At 62.7% G+C, this 18,038-nt stretch carries 13 protein-coding genes and 1 pseudogene; 4 read left to right on the top strand and 10 right to left on the bottom strand.

The window, feature by feature from the left end; genetic code table 11:
- Positions 1 to 241 precede the first annotated feature (241 nt).
- Together WKR98_RS18225 and WKR98_RS18220 are read left to right on the top strand one after the other, a co-directional pair.
- Positions 242 to 1,825 (top strand): hypothetical protein, encoded by a 1,584-nt coding sequence (locus WKR98_RS18225; RefSeq protein WP_341434286.1) that lies wholly within the window; start codon positions 242 to 244, stop codon positions 1,823 to 1,825.
- Positions 1,826 to 2,128: 303 nt separating this feature from the next.
- Entirely contained in the window at positions 2,129 to 2,632 is a 504-nt protein-coding gene (locus WKR98_RS18220; RefSeq protein WP_341434285.1) for an MgtC/SapB family protein, read from the top strand.
- 3 nt (positions 2,633 to 2,635) lie between these two features.
- Here the strand turns inward: WKR98_RS18220 and WKR98_RS18215 are convergent, their stop codons facing one another.
- From WKR98_RS18215 to WKR98_RS18175, 9 genes are all read right to left on the bottom strand, one after another.
- On the bottom strand, positions 2,636 to 3,565 hold the full coding sequence (locus WKR98_RS18215) for a LysR family transcriptional regulator (protein ID WP_341434284.1): 930 nt from the start codon (positions 3,563 to 3,565) through the stop codon (positions 2,636 to 2,638).
- Positions 3,562 to 4,959, bottom strand: coding sequence for a CoA transferase (locus WKR98_RS18210; RefSeq protein WP_341434283.1), 1,398 nt, complete (start codon positions 4,957 to 4,959; stop codon positions 3,562 to 3,564). The genes WKR98_RS18215 and WKR98_RS18210 overlap by 4 nt, the downstream gene beginning before the upstream one ends.
- A complete protein-coding gene (locus WKR98_RS18205) occupies positions 4,949 to 5,734 on the bottom strand; it encodes an enoyl-CoA hydratase (RefSeq protein ID WP_341434282.1) in 786 nt (261 codons plus the stop codon). The genes WKR98_RS18210 and WKR98_RS18205 overlap by 11 nt, the downstream gene beginning before the upstream one ends.
- Positions 5,724 to 6,917, bottom strand: a complete 1,194-nt coding sequence (locus WKR98_RS18200; RefSeq protein ID WP_341434281.1) for a CaiB/BaiF CoA transferase family protein — start codon at positions 6,915 to 6,917, stop codon at positions 5,724 to 5,726. Before WKR98_RS18200 ends, WKR98_RS18205 begins: the two co-directional genes overlap by 11 nt.
- Positions 6,918 to 6,933: 16 nt before the next feature.
- Positions 6,934 to 7,917 (bottom strand): Bug family tripartite tricarboxylate transporter substrate binding protein, encoded by a 984-nt coding sequence (locus WKR98_RS18195; protein WP_341434280.1) that lies wholly within the window; start codon positions 7,915 to 7,917, stop codon positions 6,934 to 6,936.
- Positions 7,918 to 7,946: 29 nt separating this feature from the next.
- A complete protein-coding gene (locus tag WKR98_RS18190; RefSeq protein WP_341434279.1) occupies positions 7,947 to 9,182 on the bottom strand; it encodes an alpha-hydroxy acid oxidase in 1,236 nt (411 codons plus the stop codon).
- Positions 9,183 to 9,289: 107 nt separating this feature from the next.
- Positions 9,290 to 10,273: a tripartite tricarboxylate transporter substrate-binding protein gene (locus WKR98_RS18185; protein ID WP_341434278.1), complete on the bottom strand. Its 984-nt coding sequence runs from the start codon at positions 10,271 to 10,273 to the stop codon at positions 9,290 to 9,292.
- 61 nt (positions 10,274 to 10,334) lie between these two features.
- Positions 10,335 to 11,855: an argininosuccinate lyase gene (gene argH / locus WKR98_RS18180; protein ID WP_341434277.1), complete on the bottom strand. Its 1,521-nt coding sequence runs from the start codon at positions 11,853 to 11,855 to the stop codon at positions 10,335 to 10,337.
- 52 nt (positions 11,856 to 11,907) lie between these two features.
- Entirely contained in the window at positions 11,908 to 13,272 is a 1,365-nt protein-coding gene (locus tag WKR98_RS18175; protein WP_341434276.1) for an MmgE/PrpD family protein, read from the bottom strand.
- 123 nt (positions 13,273 to 13,395) lie between these two features.
- On the opposite strand from WKR98_RS18175, the gene WKR98_RS18170 reads away from it, so the two are divergent.
- Positions 13,396 to 14,331 (top strand): LysR family transcriptional regulator, encoded by a 936-nt coding sequence (locus WKR98_RS18170; RefSeq protein ID WP_341434275.1) that lies wholly within the window; start codon positions 13,396 to 13,398, stop codon positions 14,329 to 14,331.
- Positions 14,332 to 14,626: 295 nt separating this feature from the next.
- On the opposite strand, the pseudogene WKR98_RS18165 reads toward WKR98_RS18170, so the two are convergent.
- A pseudogene (locus WKR98_RS18165) lies at positions 14,627 to 14,778 on the bottom strand (integrase); the annotation flags it as partial.
- A 250-nt stretch (positions 14,779 to 15,028) separates the two neighbouring features.
- Between WKR98_RS18165 and WKR98_RS18160 the strand changes: the two are divergent.
- Positions 15,029 to 18,019, top strand: coding sequence for a TrlF family AAA-like ATPase (locus tag WKR98_RS18160; RefSeq protein WP_341434274.1), 2,991 nt, complete (start codon positions 15,029 to 15,031; stop codon positions 18,017 to 18,019).
- Positions 18,020 to 18,038: the final 19 nt, after the last annotated feature.

The following is an 18,038-nucleotide window of genomic DNA, read 5'->3' as shown; positions in this document are numbered from 1 at the left end:
GATTGTTGGGCGACTAAATCTCTTGACTGGCCGAAGCCGGCACGCTACATAGCGCTGTGCGGCACGGAGCTGTGCTTGTGACTGGCTGGAGAGTCGCAGTAGTTAAATCGTCTCCTCGACAAGGCCTCGTAACTGATACTCTTTGATTTCGCGGCAGACAAAATTGCCGGTCCGGCGTCCGCACGAACATGCGCGCCTCATATCGTCAATTTTCGAGGAAAGTATGATTGGAGAGACCAGTATGAACGAGAATCCGGGTAAAGAGGCCGAGACAGGCGTTGGCAGCACAGAAGTGACTACGTTGAACGACATGAATCAACAGGACGCAGATGCGTTGAGACAAAAGCTTATGGCACATGTCGATAACTACGCGACTCTTGGTGATCATCCCATAGTTAAAGCATCAAACAATGCTGTGCAAGGAATCGGAGACATTCGGGAGAGTATCGGATTTTTTACGCCTCAGTTGAAGATCTTAATTGAAAAAAAGTTAGATGTACTAAAAGAAGAGGTAGAGGCGCGTTTCGATCACCTGCAGGCACAAGGCAGCGAAAGCGACGAGCGTCATGCAGCTGGTATCTTGCTCGATGCCACGCAGAAAATGCTGAGATTGAAGAACAATAAGTACCTAGAGGTTTTGCAGACAAGCTTTTTTAATAATATTTTCGCGATTTATGATGTATTTACGGGTGAGCTGGTTAAGGCGATTTTTATAAAAAAACCGAGTCTATTTGATGCCATAAATAAGAGTCTTACGTTCTCGGAAATTTTGAAGGCAGGCGACATTGCTGCGATCAAAGAGTCGGTGATTGATGAGGAAATCGACACCATTAGAAGAAAGAGCTATGTCGAGCAGTTTGAATACTTCGAAAATCTGTTCAAGATAAAACTGACGGCGTTTGAGTCGTGGCCGCGATTCGTAGAAGCCGGTCAGCGTCGAAATCTAATGACACATTGTGGCGGTGTAGTGACCGAGCAATACTTAGCGTGCTGCAAGAAAGAAAAAGTTAAATTGCCGAATGACCTCAAGAAAGGGGATAAGCTAAAGCTGTCAACAAAGTATATTGTCGGAACAACAGACGTTGTGATTTCGGTGTGTGTGATGCTTGCTCAGACGCTTTGGAGGAAAGTTTGCCCTACAGTCGATGAGCAAGAACAGGCGGCCAAGCATTTGATTAAGACGACCTACGATCTCCTTTGCGCAGAGCAGTGGGTTTCAGCGGAAATGATTGGTGCCTACGCTATGGAAATCCCCGTACGAAAGCAAATGGACACCAAGTCAGCGAGGATGTTGGCGATTAATCGTTGCATTGCATTGAGGGCAATGGACAAAATCCCAGCAATGGAGCCAATTCTCTCCAGTTTTGATTGGTCCGATGCTAGTTTGGAATTCCGGTTGGCTGAGGCAGTACTCAGAGAGCGCTATGCCGAGGCCGGGGAGTTGATGCTAAAAATTGGAAAGGAGAGTGAACTCGTTGATCGAATTGGATATATAAAGTGGCCGCTTTTTCGAGATTTCAGGGCGACGACGGATTTCGCGGGCGCGTATAAGAAGCTTTATGGCATTGATTTTCTCCCGGGGGTCAAGGCGGAGGCTGATCAAGCACGCGCAGAGACTGTGGAGGTGGATACTGCAGAGGATGTGCGTTCGAACTCGGGCTCGAATTTACCCGTCGCAGCGGCACCTGCGGTATCAACGGAGGCATCGGGTGCGAGGGAGTCTGATAAAGCGTATGTGGCTCTAGACGTCGTCCCCACTGGGGCGCCCCATGCGGTGTCGATCGTCCAAATGCAGAAGCAGAATGAAGTCCGCTCACTGGACTAGAAAAATCGGGAAGATGGAGCGTCTTAACGCTTTGAGATGATCACTCCCGGAAGAGAAAGCGACGTGGGGACCAAGTTTCGCAAGGAGACCGATCGTCGCTTCCTGGCCGAAAGCTGACGTTCACTATATGACCCGAAAAAGGAAATGCCTATAACTGTGAGCCTAGGCATCTGAGAACAAGTTTAGCGTTGACTTGTTCTACTGGTTGACTCTACACCTTGTTGCGTGCGTGAATGCTCTGTGACTGCGCATCCCACCAGCCTACCCGTAGTCTGACGATTATCCGAATAAAAAGGACCAGCCATGGACGCCCCCCTATGGACCCAAATCTGGACCGCAGCCTCCAGCGAATTCTCCGACATCCCCGACATAGCCGAACTAACCCGAGTCTTCGTCCGCCTCCTGGTCGCCATGACCCTAGGCGGCCTATTAGGCCTGGAGCGTGAACTACGCGGCAACGCCGCCGGCCTGCGCACCCACATGCTGGTCGCCCTGGGCGCCGCGCTGTTCGTTCTCGTTCCCCTGCAAGGCGGCATGGAAGTAGCCGACATGAGCCGTGTCCTGCAAGGCGTGATCGCCGGCATAGGCTTCCTCGGCGCCGGCGCCATCCTCAAATCAAACGGCCGCGAGATCCACGGCCTGACCACGGCGGCCAGCATCTGGCTGACAGCCGCCATCGGCATCGCGGCTGGCATGGGGCGGGAGATGACCGCCATCGTCAGCACGCTGTTTGCGCTGTTCATCCTGGCGCTGCTGCGCAAGCTCACGCACAACCGCGGCCAGCCGAAGCACGAGGACCATCAATAGGGTTCAGGCCCGTGTGCCGGTGTGCAAAAAACCGATATCGGTCGGCTTGAAATTCACGACTTCGCAGGCGATGTCCAGGCAGGCGCCAACCAGGGGCCGCAGGTCGCGTTCGCGCGAGATCAGGAAGTAGTCCAGCGCCGCCAGGGGCGGCGTGCCGCGCAGCCGCACGAGCAGGCCGGCCTGGACGAGTTGATCGGCCCAGGATTCGGGCAGCACGCCCAGGCCCAGTCCCTGTATCAGCAATTGGGCGATGACGGCCCAGCTGTTGCAGTGCAGGCGCCGCGCCACGGTGGCGTCGATGGACTGGAGCGATTGTTCGATGATGAGGGCGGTGCCGCTGGAGGGCGGTAGCGAGATCAGCGCGCAATCGGGCAAGAGGGCCGGCAGCCGGCCTTCGCCCTGGCGGTGCAGGGCGGGGGAGCAGACCCAGGCGAAGCCGGCGCTGCCGAGGTATTCGGCCTTGATGCGGTTGTCGGCGGGGCGGTTGGCGATGACGGCGAAGTCGAGGTCGCCTTCGGCCACGCGCCGGGCGAGGTTGCCGAGCGAGCTGCCGGCTTCGACCACGGGGTCCAGTTGCAGGTCGGGGTGGACGGCTTGCAGGCGGGCGATGAAGGTGGGCAGCCAGGTCAGGGCGCTTAGCTCGCCTACACCGAAGTGGCAGCGGCCGCGCAGGATCTCGGCCTGCCGGCCCATGCCGGCGACGACGTTGGCCTGTTTGAGCAGTTGTTCGACGTGCGGCAGCAGTTGTTCGCCTTCGCTGGTCAGGCGGGCCCGCAAGGAGCTGCGGTCGAACAGGATGCTGCGCAGGCTGTGTTCGAGGTCGGTGATGCGCTTGGACAGGGTGGAGACGGAAATATGCAGGCGTTCGGCGGCGATCATGAAGTTGGGGCTGGTGGCCGCCAGGTAGAACGCTTCGAGCTGTTTCAGTGTCATGGCCGCAGAGGGGAAGGCGCCCAGGCCGCGGGGGAACTGCCCAGCGGATGGGGACCGGGGGTTGTCCCGTCGTCCAGGCCGGCGACGGCGGGCGCTACGTGGTGGGTGGTGCCGAACGGGCCGTGGCGCGTGACCAGTTGGGGCGCCAGGGCGTCGAAGCTGTCGCCGCCCTGGTGCGACGGGTCGGCCCAGGCCAGCAGGTACGTCGCCACTCGCGCCAATGATACCCGGACCTCCCAGCTGCCGCCGGACTGCTGCCGCTGGCGCAGCGCGGCCAGCGTGCCGAGTATGCCGAGCTGGCCGGTCAGGTAGTCGGTCAGGAGGCGGGTGGGCGACAGCCGTGGCTTGCCGTCCCGCGCGTGCAGCGCGGCGATGCCGGTGGCGGCCTGTACCACCTGGTCGAAGGCCTTGCGCGTGCCCCAGGGGCCGTCATGGCCGAAGGCGCTTACGCCGACGTGGATGAAGTCGCGGCCGGCGCGCGGCAGCAGGCCGGCGGCGTCCAGGCCGAAGCGGGCCAGCGCGCCGGGCCGCCACGAATCGACAACGATGTCCGCGTCCGAGGCCAGCGTCCGCACGCGGGCCAGGTCGTCGGGGTCGTGGAAGCTGGCGAAGGCGTTGCGCTTGCCGATGCCGGTGTCCAGGATCTGCGGCAGCGGGTCGGGTTGGGCGGGCGACGAGATCCGCAGGACCTCGCCGCCGTGGAAGGCGAAGTGGCGGGCGACCACCGGCCCGGCGATGACGTGGGACAGGTCCAGGACCCGCAATCCGGCCAAGCCGCCCACAACCGGCGCCCCGGTGCGCAGCGGCCGCACTGTCAGCAGCGGCTCCAAGGCGATAGCGGCGCCCGCGTCGCTGGCCAGCCAGGCTTCGGGCGTTCGCGCCCAGGCGCCAGGCAAGCCTTGTTCGGCTACCGCGTCTTCCAGTTCCTGTGCCGGCCAGCGCCGTATGGCCGCGGCCAGGGCGGGCGCCGTATTGGCGCAATCCAGCAGGGCCAGCGTGCCGTCGCGCAGATGGGGATAGGAGCCGGACGGCAGGAACCACCGGCCGTCGGCGGTGGGATAGAAGTCGGACTTGAGTTCCTTGCCGTGCGACGACTGGGGAAAGCGGTGGTCATGGATGCGCTGGAAGTGCGTGGGTTCCAGCCCGGCCAGCGCCTGCGCGGGCGACACCTCGTAGTGCGCGCGGGGTTCGTCTGTGGCGACCAGCGCGGTGCCATGGGCCACCGCCAACTGGAAGGCCGAGGCGATGTCCGCCAGCGGCAGCGGCGAGTCCAGCGCCGGGCGCGGCCCGGCCAGCGTGAACGCCGTCAGGCCGGGCAGGCCCGCGCCGGCAAGCAGGTCGTCGGCAATGGCGCGGACGCGCCGCTCCGGCGCGCCGGCGTGCTCACTTGCCACGGAACACCGGTGTCCGCTTGCCGGTGAAGGCCTCGCGTCCTTCGACGTAGTCGGCGCTGCGGAAGCAGTCCAGGATCGCGTCCTTGCAGGCCTGCCAGTCCCGTCCGTCCGGGGCGGTGGAGGTTTCGATGGCGAGCTTGGACGCGCGGTGCGTCAGCGGCGCCAGGCCGGCGATGGTGCGCGCGAGGTCCAGCGTTTCCTCGCGCGTTTGGATTCGGTTGATCAGGCCCATCTGCCGGGCTTCTTCGGCCGTGTAGCGGCGGGCGGTGAACATGATTTCCTTGGCGTGGGCCGGCCCCACCAGTTGCGCCAGCCGGTGCAGCCAGAGCTCGTGGTAGCCCACGCCCACCTTGCCGGCGGGGATGCAGAACTGCGCCTGTTCGTTGCCATAGCGCATGTCGCAGTGCAGGGCGATGGCGACGCCGCCGCCGAAGCAATAGCCGTTGATGAAGGCCAGCGTGGGTTTGCGCACGGCGCCGATGCGGCCGATGGCGCGTTCGACGGTGGCGTTGTAGCGGCGCACGTTCTCTTCGGTGTCGCGCTGTTCGCCGAACTGCGAGATGTCCGAGCCCGAGGCGAAGGCGCGGTCGCCCGCGCCTTCGAACACGATGGCGCGCACGTCGTCGCGGTTTTCCAGTTCGTCCAGCAGTCCGGGCAGGGACTGCCACATGTCGAAGGTCAGCGCGTTGTGCTTGGCCGGGTGGTCGATCACGACGCGGCCCAGATGCTGCTCGACGGCGACGTGGATGCGGCCGGGCCGGGCTTCAGATGACATGTTCGCTCCTGAGTTGCTGCAGGGTGTCGCCCCGGATGCCGATCTCGGCAAGAATCGCCTCGTTGTCCTGGCCGGGCATGGGGGCGACGCGCCGCACGCCGGCTTGATGGTTGCCCAGGCTGAAGGGCTGGCCGACCAGGTGGATGTCGCCCAGCTTTTCGTGCGCGACGGGCCAGGCGATGCCCAGGTGCCGCACCTGCGCGTCGTCGAAGGCCTGCTTGACGTTGTTGACGGCGCCGCAGGCCAGGCCGCTGGCGTTCAGGTGCTCGATCCAGTGTTCGTTGGTCTGCGTCGCGAACACGGCGGCGATCTCGTCGTTGAGTTCGCGGCGGTTGGCCGAGCGGTTCTTGTTGGTGGCGAAGCGTGGATCGTCCAGCCAGCGTTCCCGGCCCATCGCGTGGCAGAAGCGCTTCCACATCACGGTGCCCGACACGCAGATGTTGACCTGTCCGTCCTGCGTGTCGAACACGCCGGTGGGGATGATGGTGGGATGGTCGTTGCCGGCCTGCACGGGAATCTCGCCAGCCACCAGATAGCGGGCGCACTGGAAGTCCATGGTCGCCAGCAGGGACTCCAGCAGCGAGGTCCGGACCCATTGCCCCTGTCCCGTCTTCTCGCGTTCGTACAGCGCGGTCAGGATGCCCACCGCGCCGAAGACGCCCGCCGTCGTGTCGGCGATGGCGATGCCGGCGCGCACCGGGCCGTGGCCGGGCAGGCCGGTGATCGACATCATGCCGGTCATGCCCTGGATGATCTGGTCGTAGCCGGGGCGCCGCGCATAAGGGCCGTCCTGGCCGAAGCCGGAGATGCTGGCGTAGATCAGGCGCGGGTTGCGGGCGCGGAGCGTGTCGTAGTCGATGCCGAGGCGATCCTTGACGTCGGGGCGGTAGTTCTCGACGACGACGTCGGCCTGCGCGGCCAGGTCCAGGAACAGCGCGCGCCCCGGGTCCGATTTCAGGTTGAGCGTGATGCTGCGCTTGTTGCGGTGCAGGTTCTGGTAGTCCGGTCCCAGGCGCATGCCGCCCATTTCGTTCTCGTGTTCGGGATCGACGGGTTCCTCGATCTTGACCACGTCGGCGCCCCAGTCCGCCAGGACGCGCACGGCGGTCGGGCCGGCGCGCACGCGCGTCAGGTCGAGCACGCGTAGGCCGGACAAGGGCAAGCGGGCCTGCTGTTCAGACATCCTGATTCTCCTTTGCTTACTTCACCGAGAATTTCTCGAATTTCATCCGGGCGGTGGTGTCCGCCCACATCTGGCGCTCGCTGGCGACCTTGCCGGCGAAGTCGTCGGCCGAGCCGGCCGCCGCCGCGACGCCCTGGCGCTGGTACAGGCTGGCCACTTCGGGCGAGGCCAGGGCCTTGTTCAGGGCCTGGTTCAGCGCCTGCACGCGTTCCTTGGGCATGCCGGCGGGGCCCACGATGCCGTACCAGGTGGGCTTGTTCAATTCAGGCAGGCCCAGTTCGGCATAGGTCGGCACGGCGGGCAGGCTGTCCAGGCGCGACGGAGCCTGGACGGCCAGGGCGCAGACCTTGCCGCTCTTGATGTGCGTCATGGCCGAACTGACGTTGTCGAACACCGCGTGCACCTGGCCCGCGTACAGATCGTTCATGGCGTTGGACAGGCCGCGGTACGGCACGTGGAGCATGTTGGTGCCCGTGGCTTGCAGGAAGCGCGCGCCGTTCAGGTGCGACAGCGAGCCCGCGCCGGCCGAGCCGTACGAGTACTTGTCGGGGTTGGCCTTCAGGTTCTTCAGGAAGGCTTGCATGTCGCACTTGGGCGCGACCGACGGCGCCACCACCAGGACGCCGGGGGCGGTGATCAGCGCGCCGACGAAGCTGAAGTCCTTGACCGAGTCGTAGGGCGCTTCGGTATAGATGTTGGGCGCGATGGCATGCGTGGTGGCCGAGGCGACCCCCAGCGTGTAGCCGTCGGGCTTGGCGCGGCGCACGAAATTCATGGCGATCAGCCCGGCCGCGCCGGCCTTGTTCTCGATGACCACCGACTGTCCCAGCGCCGTGCCCATGGCCTGCTGGATCGCGCGGGCGGCGGTGTCCGTCGGGCCGCCCGCCGCCATCGGAACGACGATGGTGATGGGCGCGGCCGGAAACGAATCGGCCAGGGCGGGGGCGGCCAGGCCGGTGCCCAGGGCGGCAAGCAGAGTGGTCAACAGGGTCTTGTTCATGGTTTTCTCCTCGTCATGTCGGATCCTCTTCAGGATTCTTGTTGTGCCTGCAACAGGCAGTGCGGGCCGAGTTCGTCCAGGCGGCTGGCTCCCAGCATCGCCATGTTGCGATCGACCTCGGCTTGCAGAAGCTGGATGGCGTGGGCCACGCCGGCCTGGCCGCCCACGGCGGCGGCGCAAATGAAAGGGCGGCCGGCGAAAACGTAGCGGGCGCCCAGCGACAACGCGATCAGGACATCGCCGCCGCGCCGGATGCCGCCGTCCATCATCACCGCCAGGCGCTGCCCGACCGCGTCCGCGATGGCCGGCAGTACGCGCAGGGGGGCGGCGGCGCCGTCGAGCTGGCGCCCGCCATGATTGGACACGATGATGCCCTCGGCGCCGATCGCCAGCGCGCGGCGCGCGTCCTCCACCGACAGGATGCCCTTGACCACCAGGTTGCCGCGCCACTGCCGGCGTATCGCGGCGATGTCGTCCCAGGTCAGGTGGTCGCGGCCCGTCGTGTCGCGCACCGCCTTGGCGGAAAACGCCGGCGCGCCGCGTTCGGCGAAGGAATTCTCGAAATGCGGCATGCCGCGCGTGGCCAGCGTCCGGAGCAGGGTGCGGACCAGCCAGCCGGGATGCGTGACGCCTTCCCAGGCCAGCCGCGGGGTGGGGCGCAGGGGCAGCGAAAAGCCCGCGCGGATGTTGTTCTCGCGATTGGCCCACACGGGGATGTCCACCGTGACCACCAGCGTCTCGTAGCCGACGCGGCCCACCCGTTCGACCAGGGCGGCGCGGCGGACCGGATCGCCCGGCAGGTAGGCCTGGAACCACGTGCCGGGGGCCTGTTCGTGGATCTCTTCCAGCCGCATCAGCGACGAGCCGCTCATGATCATGCACGCGCCTTCCTGCCGCGCGGCCAGGGCCATGGCGAGATCGCCCTGGTAGGCCAGCAGCGCGCTGATGCCGACCGGCGCGATGCCGAAAGGCACGCGGTAGGCCTGGCCCAGCAGCGTGGTCTGCGTCGAGCGGCGGGAAACGTCCGCCAGCACGCGCGTGACGAACTCATGGCGCCGGAACGCCGCGCGATTGGCGGCCAGCGACCGGTTGTCCTCGGCCGCGCCCAGCACGTATTCGCGCAGCGGCCGGGGCAGGTACCGGGCCGCGGCGCGTTCGAAATCGTCCAGGTTCAGGACGTGACGGATGCGGGCAGGGAGCCCCGTCGTGCGCGCTTCATAGGCGGCGTGCCTGGCCGGGGTGGCGGGGTGGTGCGTCGTTGTCATGCGGCAAGACTACACACCCCCTCATTTTGAAAAAAGTGAAATTATCTGTGGGTAGTGCTTCTAAAAAATCGAAAAGAATGACTTCGACGCGAAGGCGGGCGCATCCGTTATTCGATATTGGCCCCGGAAGCCTTGACCAGCGGACCCGCGGCTTCGAAGTCTTTCCGCAGCAGCGTGTTGAACGCCTCGGCCGACATCTGCTCGGAATCGATGCCCAGCCGGGTCAGGCGCGCCTGTACCGTCGTATCGGCCAGCACTTTGTCCATCGCGGCGTGGATCTTGTCGATCTCGTTCTGCGGCATGTTCCTGGGAGCCAGGATGCCGAACCAGGTGTCGTATTTGTAGCCGGGGGCACCGGCCTCGGCCGCGGTGGGCAGCTCGGGCAGCAGAGGCGATCGCTTGGCGCCGGTATAGGCGAGCATCCTGACACGCGCCTCGCTCTTGAAGCCGATGATGGCCGGCACGGCCGCGGCGGTGCCCTGGGTCCGGCCCGCCAGCACTTCGTTGATGGCGTCGCCGGTCGCTTTCATGGGGATGTGCTGCATCTTTCCGCCGATGTTGGCGAGAAACGAGGCCATGGCCAGGTGAGTGGCGCCGCCGTTGCCGGCGGAGGAGTAGTTCAGTTCGCCCGGCTTGGCCTTGATGGCCTTGATGTAGTCCTGCAGTGAATCGACGCCCAGGGTTCCGGGAACCGCGATCACGAATCCGGCGTTGCCGACGTAGGCCACGCCGGAGAAATCCTTGATCGGATCGTAGCCGGGGCTGCGATACAGGGACGGCGCGAGGTTGTGGCTAGCCGCGGTGAACAGCAGGGTGTTGTGGTCGGTCGAGCGGGCCACGAAGGTCGTGCCCATGGTGCCGCCGGCGCCGGCGCGGTTTTCCACGATCACCGTGGCGCCCAGGGCCTTGCCGAGATCGGCGTTGAAGTTGCGCGCCACGGTATCCAGCGTCGCCCCGGGCCCGTAGGGCACGATGAGCCTGATCACGCGCTCGGCCTGCGCGGGCGAGGCGGCGGCCGCGGCCGCCAGGCACAGGCCCATGAGTGTCCGGCGCAGCGCCGTGTGTCCTGTCTCCATCCGTATGGCTTTCATTGCTTTGTTCTCCTTGGTCATCGGGCAGGGCAGGCACGGGGGGAGTCCCCCGTGCCGCCCGTTATCCGATGATCTGGTCGATGGCCTGTTCGAGCCGGCTTTCCGAGGCGGCCAGGCGTTGGCTGATTTCGGCAAGGGTATTTTCGTCTGTGGCGTATTGTTTCCTGGCCCGGGCGATGTCTTCCTCGACCCGTTCGGGAGCCGGGCCGCCGGTCAACGTGCGGGCCTTGATGCATTCGATCGGTGTCAGAGCCTGGCGGAGCGATGCTTCGCTCAAGCCGAGCGGCTTGCCCATGTATTCGATGGCCGCTTCATCGACCAGCGCGCTCGTCACGTCGGCCTGGGTCAGGCCGCGGGAGATGCCCAGCCGTACCAGGATGGCGACGATCTGATGCGCGGTGCGGAAGGGCAGGCCCTTGTCGAGGACGATCGCGTCGGCGATGTCGGTGGCGCAGATCCAGTTCAGGCCGGTGGCGTTGGCCAGCATCCGGTCTTTCTTCAGCGACAGCGTCGCGAGCACGCCGGTCATGATCTGGGTGGCCTCCAGCACGTCGTCCAGGGTCGGCGCGAGCTGCCGCGTGTAGCCCATGCAGGCATCGTGCATTTCGTACAGGTACGAGGCCAGGTGCCCATAGGTGCGCGCCGCGGCGCCGCGTATCCACATCAGGGTGTAGGGGTTCTTCTTCTGCGGCATGATGCTGCTGGTGCCGCAATACCGGTCGGCCAGTTCCACGTACGAGAACTCGGTGTTGGACCACAGGTAGAGTTCGGAGGCGATGCCCGATACGTTCATCATCAGCAGGGCCGGGACGGTATAGGCCTCGGCGGGCACGCCCAGCCAGCCGTCGAAGCCCAGCACGGCGTAGCGCGTGTTGGTGATGACGCCGTCGAAGCCCAGCAGTTCGGCGGTTCGTTCGCGCTTGATGGGGTAGCGCGATCCGGTCATGATGGCGGCGCCCGCCGGGCTCATGTTGACGCGCTCGTAAAGCTGCTTCAGGCGCGAGAAATCGTTTTCCAGAGACAGCTCCCAGGACATCGCATAGTGCGCGAAGGTCGTGGGCTGCGCATGCTGCGACCAGGTCGAGGCCGGCATCACGGTATCGACGTTTTCGCTGGCAAGCTGCACCAGTTGCTTGCGCAGGGCGATCGATGCGCCCATCAGCTTCAGGATGAATTCGCGGATGAAGATGCGGCTGGTGACCGCCATGAAGTCGCCCGAGCTGCGGCCGGCATGGATGCGGCCGCCCACGTCTTCGCCCAGTTCGGTAATCAGCCAGGCTTCGCCGGAGTGTTCGCCGGCTTCGGTTTCCGCGCGGGTTTTCTCGATGCCGGCTTGCTCCATCCTGCGCAGCGCCTGCAACATCTTGGCGGCATCTTCGCGCGTGTGAAAACCTTGTTCGGCCAGCATCACCAGATGCGCCTTGTCGAAGCGGTGATAGAACTTGTATTCGCGCATCTGCTGTTCGGGATCGCCCAGCTTCGTGCGTTTCTGGACGTCCTCGGCATCCTCCGTCAGGCGGGCGCCGGCCTTGCGGTACGGTTCGCCTTTGGCAACCTTGCCATAGATGCTGTCCTTGTTCATTGCTATCGGTCTCCTTGATCGATGTCGGGGGGGAAGGAAATCCAGAGTGCCGTCAGGCGCGGCAGTCGAGAAACAAATCGGTCAGGGATGCGGACGAAGCGGCGTCGTCGACCATCGCGGTCAGCCGATCGAGAATGCGGAGGCTGCGGTCGTATCCGATCCGGGGCGAGACGAGGGCAAGAAACTTCCGGTCCACCCGCCGCGACTGTTCCGCCTTGTCCGCCATGGGTGATCCCACGCTTGCCGCGCGTTCGAACGAGCGCCCGTCGGCCAGGTGCAGGGCCACGACCGATTCGCTCAACCCCATGCCGGGCACCAGTTCCACACGGACCCGTTCGAGGGTGGCCTGCACGGCGTCCTCGGTCACCCGGTCCCAGGTGTCCAATCGGCTGGTGTCCATGTCCAGCAGGGCGAACGCCGAAGCGGCGCGCAGGCTGAACTTGGCCTCCAGGCCGGTGGTGGGCGATGGGATGTTGCAGATGGCGCAGGGGGTGCCCGCCGTCACCTGGATGCGCTGGACCTGGTCTGGGGAAGGCGCGTGTTCGCGCCGGAGTTCCCGCAGCGCTTCGATGGTCGCATGGGTGCTGAAGCAGGCCGCATGGAACTTGAAAATGTTGTTCAGGAGGTGATGACCGCCGGCCGGCTCCGCCAGGGCGTGGTGCGCATGCATGTCCTGGCCGTGCGCCAGCACGAAGCCCTGCGCGCATTCCAGCGCGTCCGGGCGGCTGGTGAAGCCTTTCTGTGCCCAGAGCGCGGAACGCACGCCGGTCTGGGCGGCCATGCCGGCATGCAGCGGCTTGGCCATGCTGCCGAACATCGCCTTCAGGCCCGCCGCCTGGGTCGCGGCCACGCCGACGGCATGGCAGGCCTCCGATTCCGACAGCTTCAGCAAGTGCGCGCAGGCCACCGCCGCGCCCAGGCTGCCAAGGGTGGCCGTGGCATGAAAGCCGTTCGCATAGTGCGCCGGCTCGACCAGCGCCCCGATGCGGCAGGCGGTTTCATAGCCCGCGACGAAGGCCGCGACGAACTCGGACAAGGAGGCCTGGCGATATTCCGCAAGCGCCAGCAGGGCGGGGATGACGGCAACGCTGACATGTCCCGGCAGCACCAGGTTCACATCGTCATAGTCCAGGGCGTGCGAGGCCGTACCGTTCACCAGGGCCGCCTGCGAGACGCCGACCTTGAGCGGGCTGCCGATCAAGGTCGCCTGGGCGGCGCCGCCTTCCTCGAGCACGGAGGCGCGCACGATGCGGCTGGCCGGCTCCTGCTGACCGGCATGCGCGCAACCCAGCCAATCCACGAGGCAGTCCCGGGCGACCTGGCGCACGGTGCCGGGCAGGTCTTCGTGGTACACCGCCAGCGCCCGCCGCACCAGTTCCCGCGTCAGGCCGGCGCCGTCCCGTCGTGTCGTCTCCACCCCAGCTCCCTTGCGATCGATGCTTCGATAGCCGGGATCTTGAAGTGCCGTGGTATTTCTTTCCAATGATTATTCTTTGGTACCCTATCATTCCTAGTGATGCCATTGCCGCGAGGCCGTCACATGAACCTGCGCCATCTCGAGGTTTTTCACGCGATCATGCAGGCCGGGTCCGTGACCGGGGCCGCCCACCTGCTCAACGTCACCCAGCCGGCCATCAGCAACGTGCTGCGCCATGCGGAACAGCAACTGAAGTTCAAGCTCTTCGAACGCATGGGCGGACGCCTGCAGCCAACGCCCGAAGCCTGCGATCTTTTCCCCGATGTCCAGGCGATCTTCGGCCGCATCGATACCTTGAACCGCGCGGTCGACGAGATACGCGGCGGCCGGACGGGGCGGCTGGCCGTTGCCGCGTCCCCGACCTTCGTCAATGCCTATCTGCCCGAAGCGGTGTCCCGGCTGCACCGGCACAGCCCCGGAGCGCGCGTCACGATTCATGCCATGGCCACGGCCAACGCCATCGAAGAGCGGGTGGCAAGGCGCGAGGTGGATATCGGCCTGGTCTACACGCCGGTCATGGACCCCAGCGTCGGTGTCGAGCAGGTGGGAAAGTCCAGCGTGGTGTGCGCCGTGCCGCGGCGGTCGCGCCTGGCCAAGCAAAAAGAGGTGACCGCGCAGGACCTCGCCAAGGGGATCGTCGTTGCCACCGGCCCCACGACCCGGATCGGCAAGGCGATCCAGGCCGCATACGGGGCGCACGGGTTGTCGATGCCGAATGTGGCGGTGGAGGTCAATTCCTCGCAGGCCGCGTGCCTGATGGTGGCAAAGGGCGTGGGCATCGGGCTGGTCGATCTGGCGACGGTGCATCAGTACCCGTTGCCCGACGTCGAGTTTCGTCCTTTCCGCCCGCACATCGAATTGAGCCTGTGCCTGATTTTTCCGAAGGATCGTCCGCGTTCACGGCTCGCCCTGAAATTCGCCCAGGGATTGCGGGAGCAATTCCATCCGGTCCGGCTGTCAATGGAAATTCCGGTTCGGGACGATCAGGCTTCACAGTAGGGGCGTCAGGTCTTCGGCGCGTTTTCTGTTTTCGCCAGCGCCAAAGCTGCTACCGTTGTCGTGTTGTTTCTCGTCGGGGCTGGCTTCGCTCAGGTTCTGGCATTGCGAAAAAATTTGATGAACGCCGCCGGTGAGGTTCGGACATTGGCCGCAGCGTTAACCATAGCGCGTTCAATCTCTCGAACACGATCGGTGCCGTCCTGGGAGGCTGCTATCGGCCAGAAGCGGTCGCTTAATCCAATCTCATACATGACTGCTCCTGGCCAGAAAGCGACCGCTCGTCGGTCGAGGTATATCAAACCTCGATTTGCTCTGCCATCTCAACGGCATTTCGTCGATCTCGATGCGGAGATAGCGAACCGTGCTTTCTGGCTTTGTATGCCCGAGAAGCAGCTGTGCCGCCCAAAGATTCTTCGTTCGCCGGTAGATCGGCGAAGCTTTTATGCGGGTACTGTACCTCTGGTGAGAAGTTGCAGCGAGAAAAGAAAAAATGCGGCACCAAGACAAGAGTTGGCGGAAATGGAGATCAATATCGCTTGCATCGCTAGTATTAACGAAATGCTTTTGGTGGAAATCAAGATGATTAAAGCAGCCACTTTACGCGCCACCATGATCGATATAAACAAGCATCGATAGACGTCGTAGTAAATAACCTCGTATATTGCTGTGATGCTCCCCAACGAAACAAGGACGCGGCATGGCGAAACCAATGGAGATGGCAGATCCGCGAGGCTCGCTCTGGCGCCGTTGGGATCCCCACATCCACACACCTGGTACAGCCCTCAACGACCAGTACATCGGCGAAGCCGCATGGGAAACCTTCCTTGGCGCAATTGAATCCGCTGACCCACCGATCCAGGCTCTCGGCATTACCGATTACTTCAGCATTGAACGTTACCTCCAAGTTTGCGAACATCAGCGCCAGGGAAGATTGTCGAACGTCGGCTTGATCTTTCCTAACATCGAACTTCGACTAAGCATTGAGACATCAAAAGCGTCGGCGATTAATCTGCACCTTCTGTTTGATCCCGCCCCCCATGATCATGTCGAACAGATAAAGCGATTTCTCCTTGAGCTTGAGTTTACGTACCTTGGGTACAACTATCGCTGCCAAAGCACCGACCTTATTCGTTTGGGCCGAGCTCATCGCTCAGGTCTGACGGATGATGAGGCAGCGTTGTCGGAGGGGGCTAACCTCTTCAAGGTCAATTTCGACCAGTTGCGGGCCGCTTGGGGAAAGAACGCATGGGTTCAGAATCACGCTCTAGTTGCCGTGGCTGGCGGAGAAAGAGATGGCACGTCCGGGCTCCGCGACGAATTTGGATCCTTCTCTGCTTTGCGAAAAGAAATCGAAGGCTTCGCTGACATCATCTTTAGCGCCTCACCCAAGCAGATTGAATTCTGGCTGGGGAAAGGAGCGGCCAGCGTACAGAAGCTGGAAAGCGAATGGAATGGATGCAAACCATGCCTGCACGGATCAGACGCGCATGATGTTTCCCGCATTGGACGACCAGATCAAGAGCGTCGCTGCTGGATCAAAGGAGATTTAACCTTTGAAACTTTACGGCAGGTATGTCTTGAGCCCGAAGGTCGTGTTTTCATCGGAGCAGAACCACCACGCGGAGCATTGCCGGGGCAGACTATCAAGTCTTTGACGATCAGCAACGCTCCTTGGTTGTCGCGCGATTCAGTCGAGCTGAATCCCGGCCTTGTTGCAGTCATCGGCGCCAAAGGATCGGGCAAAACCGCTCTGGCTGACCTGATCGCTGCGGGTGGCATCGCGCTTGCCAACCACTTGAACGCAAAGTCGTTCATACGACGAGCACAAGAGCATTTGGGGGACTGCGAAGCGTCGCTGCACTGGGAGTCGGGCGAAAAGACGGGCAACCACCTTACACAGACCGACATGGAGGAATTGCTTGACCATCCTCACGTCCAGTACTTGTCACAGCAATTTGTTGATCAATTATGCTCCGCCGAAGGACTTGATGACACGCTGATCCAAGAGGTCGAGCGCGTCATATTCAATGCCCATCCAGTCACGGAGAGGTTTGGGGCGGAGTCGTTTCGCGAGTTACTGGAGATTCGCCTTGAAACCTCCCGACAGAAGCGCGAGCGCCAAGAGCAAACATTGAGAAGGGCATCGACTGCTCTAGCGGTAGAACGCACGCAGAAGGCCAATCTCAAGGCGCTGGAAAAGGATCGTGACGAAAAGAAGAAGTCCATAGAGAACGATAAGAAGGATCGCCAGTCGTTGGTTCCAAAAGGCAACGAGGAGCGAGCAAGTCGACATGAAGTAGTCTCTCAGGCGGTGGAAGAAAAGAGGAAACAAGTCGAGCACTTCAAGCTCCGACATCAGGCCCTGCTGCATCTACAAGAAGACGTGATCGATTTCCGTCAACGAATCGCACCCAGCCTATTGACTGACTGGCAAGAGAACCGTTTCGACGCGCACTTGAGCCCATCGGACTGGAAGGCCTTCGAAGTCGATTTCGTTGGCGAAGTCGATGCACTTCTGAGAGAGCGCGTTAAGCAGGCGCAAGCAGCTACCGGGCTGCTGCTGGGGCCGGCCAAGACTGACCCACCCATGGACCCTGACGCCGACGCAAAAGTCGCCTTGATAGCGACTGACGCGGTATTGAGCCAGCAAACCTTATCGCTGTTAGAGCGTGAGCAGACACGCCTACGTACTCTTGTCGGGGTTGATGCCCAAAATGCAAAACGTTTCTCAGCGTTGTCAGACAAGATTACAAAGGCCGAGACGACGCTTGGAAAAGTCGCTCAGCAAATCCAACACATCCAGGGAGCCGATGAACGTATTCGTGTGTTGATCGACGCCCGCCGCAAGGCATACGCGGGCATCTTCGAAGCTATCGTCGAGGAAGAACAGGAGCTACAAGCACTGTATGCGCCTGTCAAAGAGCGCATTGATGCCGCAGAGGGCTCGCTATCAAAACTGTCCTTTTCGGTCCGTCGCCAAGTTGACATCACAGCTTGGGCAAGTGCTGGTGAAGCGCTGTTGGACTTGCGGACATCAGGCCCATTCAGGGGCCGCGGAGAACTTCTTCGCGTCGTCCGCGCAGCGCTATTGGATGTATGGACTACTGGAAGCGCTGAGCAGGCCGCCAACGCATTGCTCGATTTCGTCAAAAGCAACGAAGAGAACCTCAAAACTCACCAACCGGAGGGGCAGGAGTTTCGTGAGTGGGCCCATAGCGTATCCAACTGGCTGTTCAGTACTGGCCACATCACAGTAGGGTATGGCATCCAATATGACGGGGTAGACATCGAGCAGTTGTCGCCGGGAACGCGGGGAATCGTCTTGCTACTGTTGTACCTAGCCATCGACGCAGAGGATCTGCGGCCACTCATCATTGATCAGCCGGAAGAGAATCTAGACCCGCAATCGATCTTCCAAGAACTTGTACAGCGATTTCGAGCTGCGAAGTATCGAAGGCAGATCATCATCGTGACTCACAATGCCAATCTCGTCGTCAACACGGACGCTGATCAGGTCATTGTTGCCAGTTGTGGTCCACATCGACCAGGGCAATTGCCACTCATTTCCTATGAGTTTGGATCGCTGGAGAACCCACAGATCCGTCAGCATGTCTGCGACATCTTGGAGGGTGGTGAGCGCGCATTCAAAGAGCGAGCTAAGCGGCTGCGGCTCGGCTTGCGAGCGTAAGAGGGGACGAAGCGATGTG

The sequence above is a fragment of the Pigmentiphaga sp. YJ18 genome (assembly GCF_038066655.1).
Classification (GTDB): domain Bacteria; phylum Pseudomonadota; class Gammaproteobacteria; order Burkholderiales; family Burkholderiaceae_B; genus Pigmentiphaga.
Note: the sequence above shows the minus strand (reverse complement) of the source record. Positions and strands in the feature narration are given on the sequence as shown.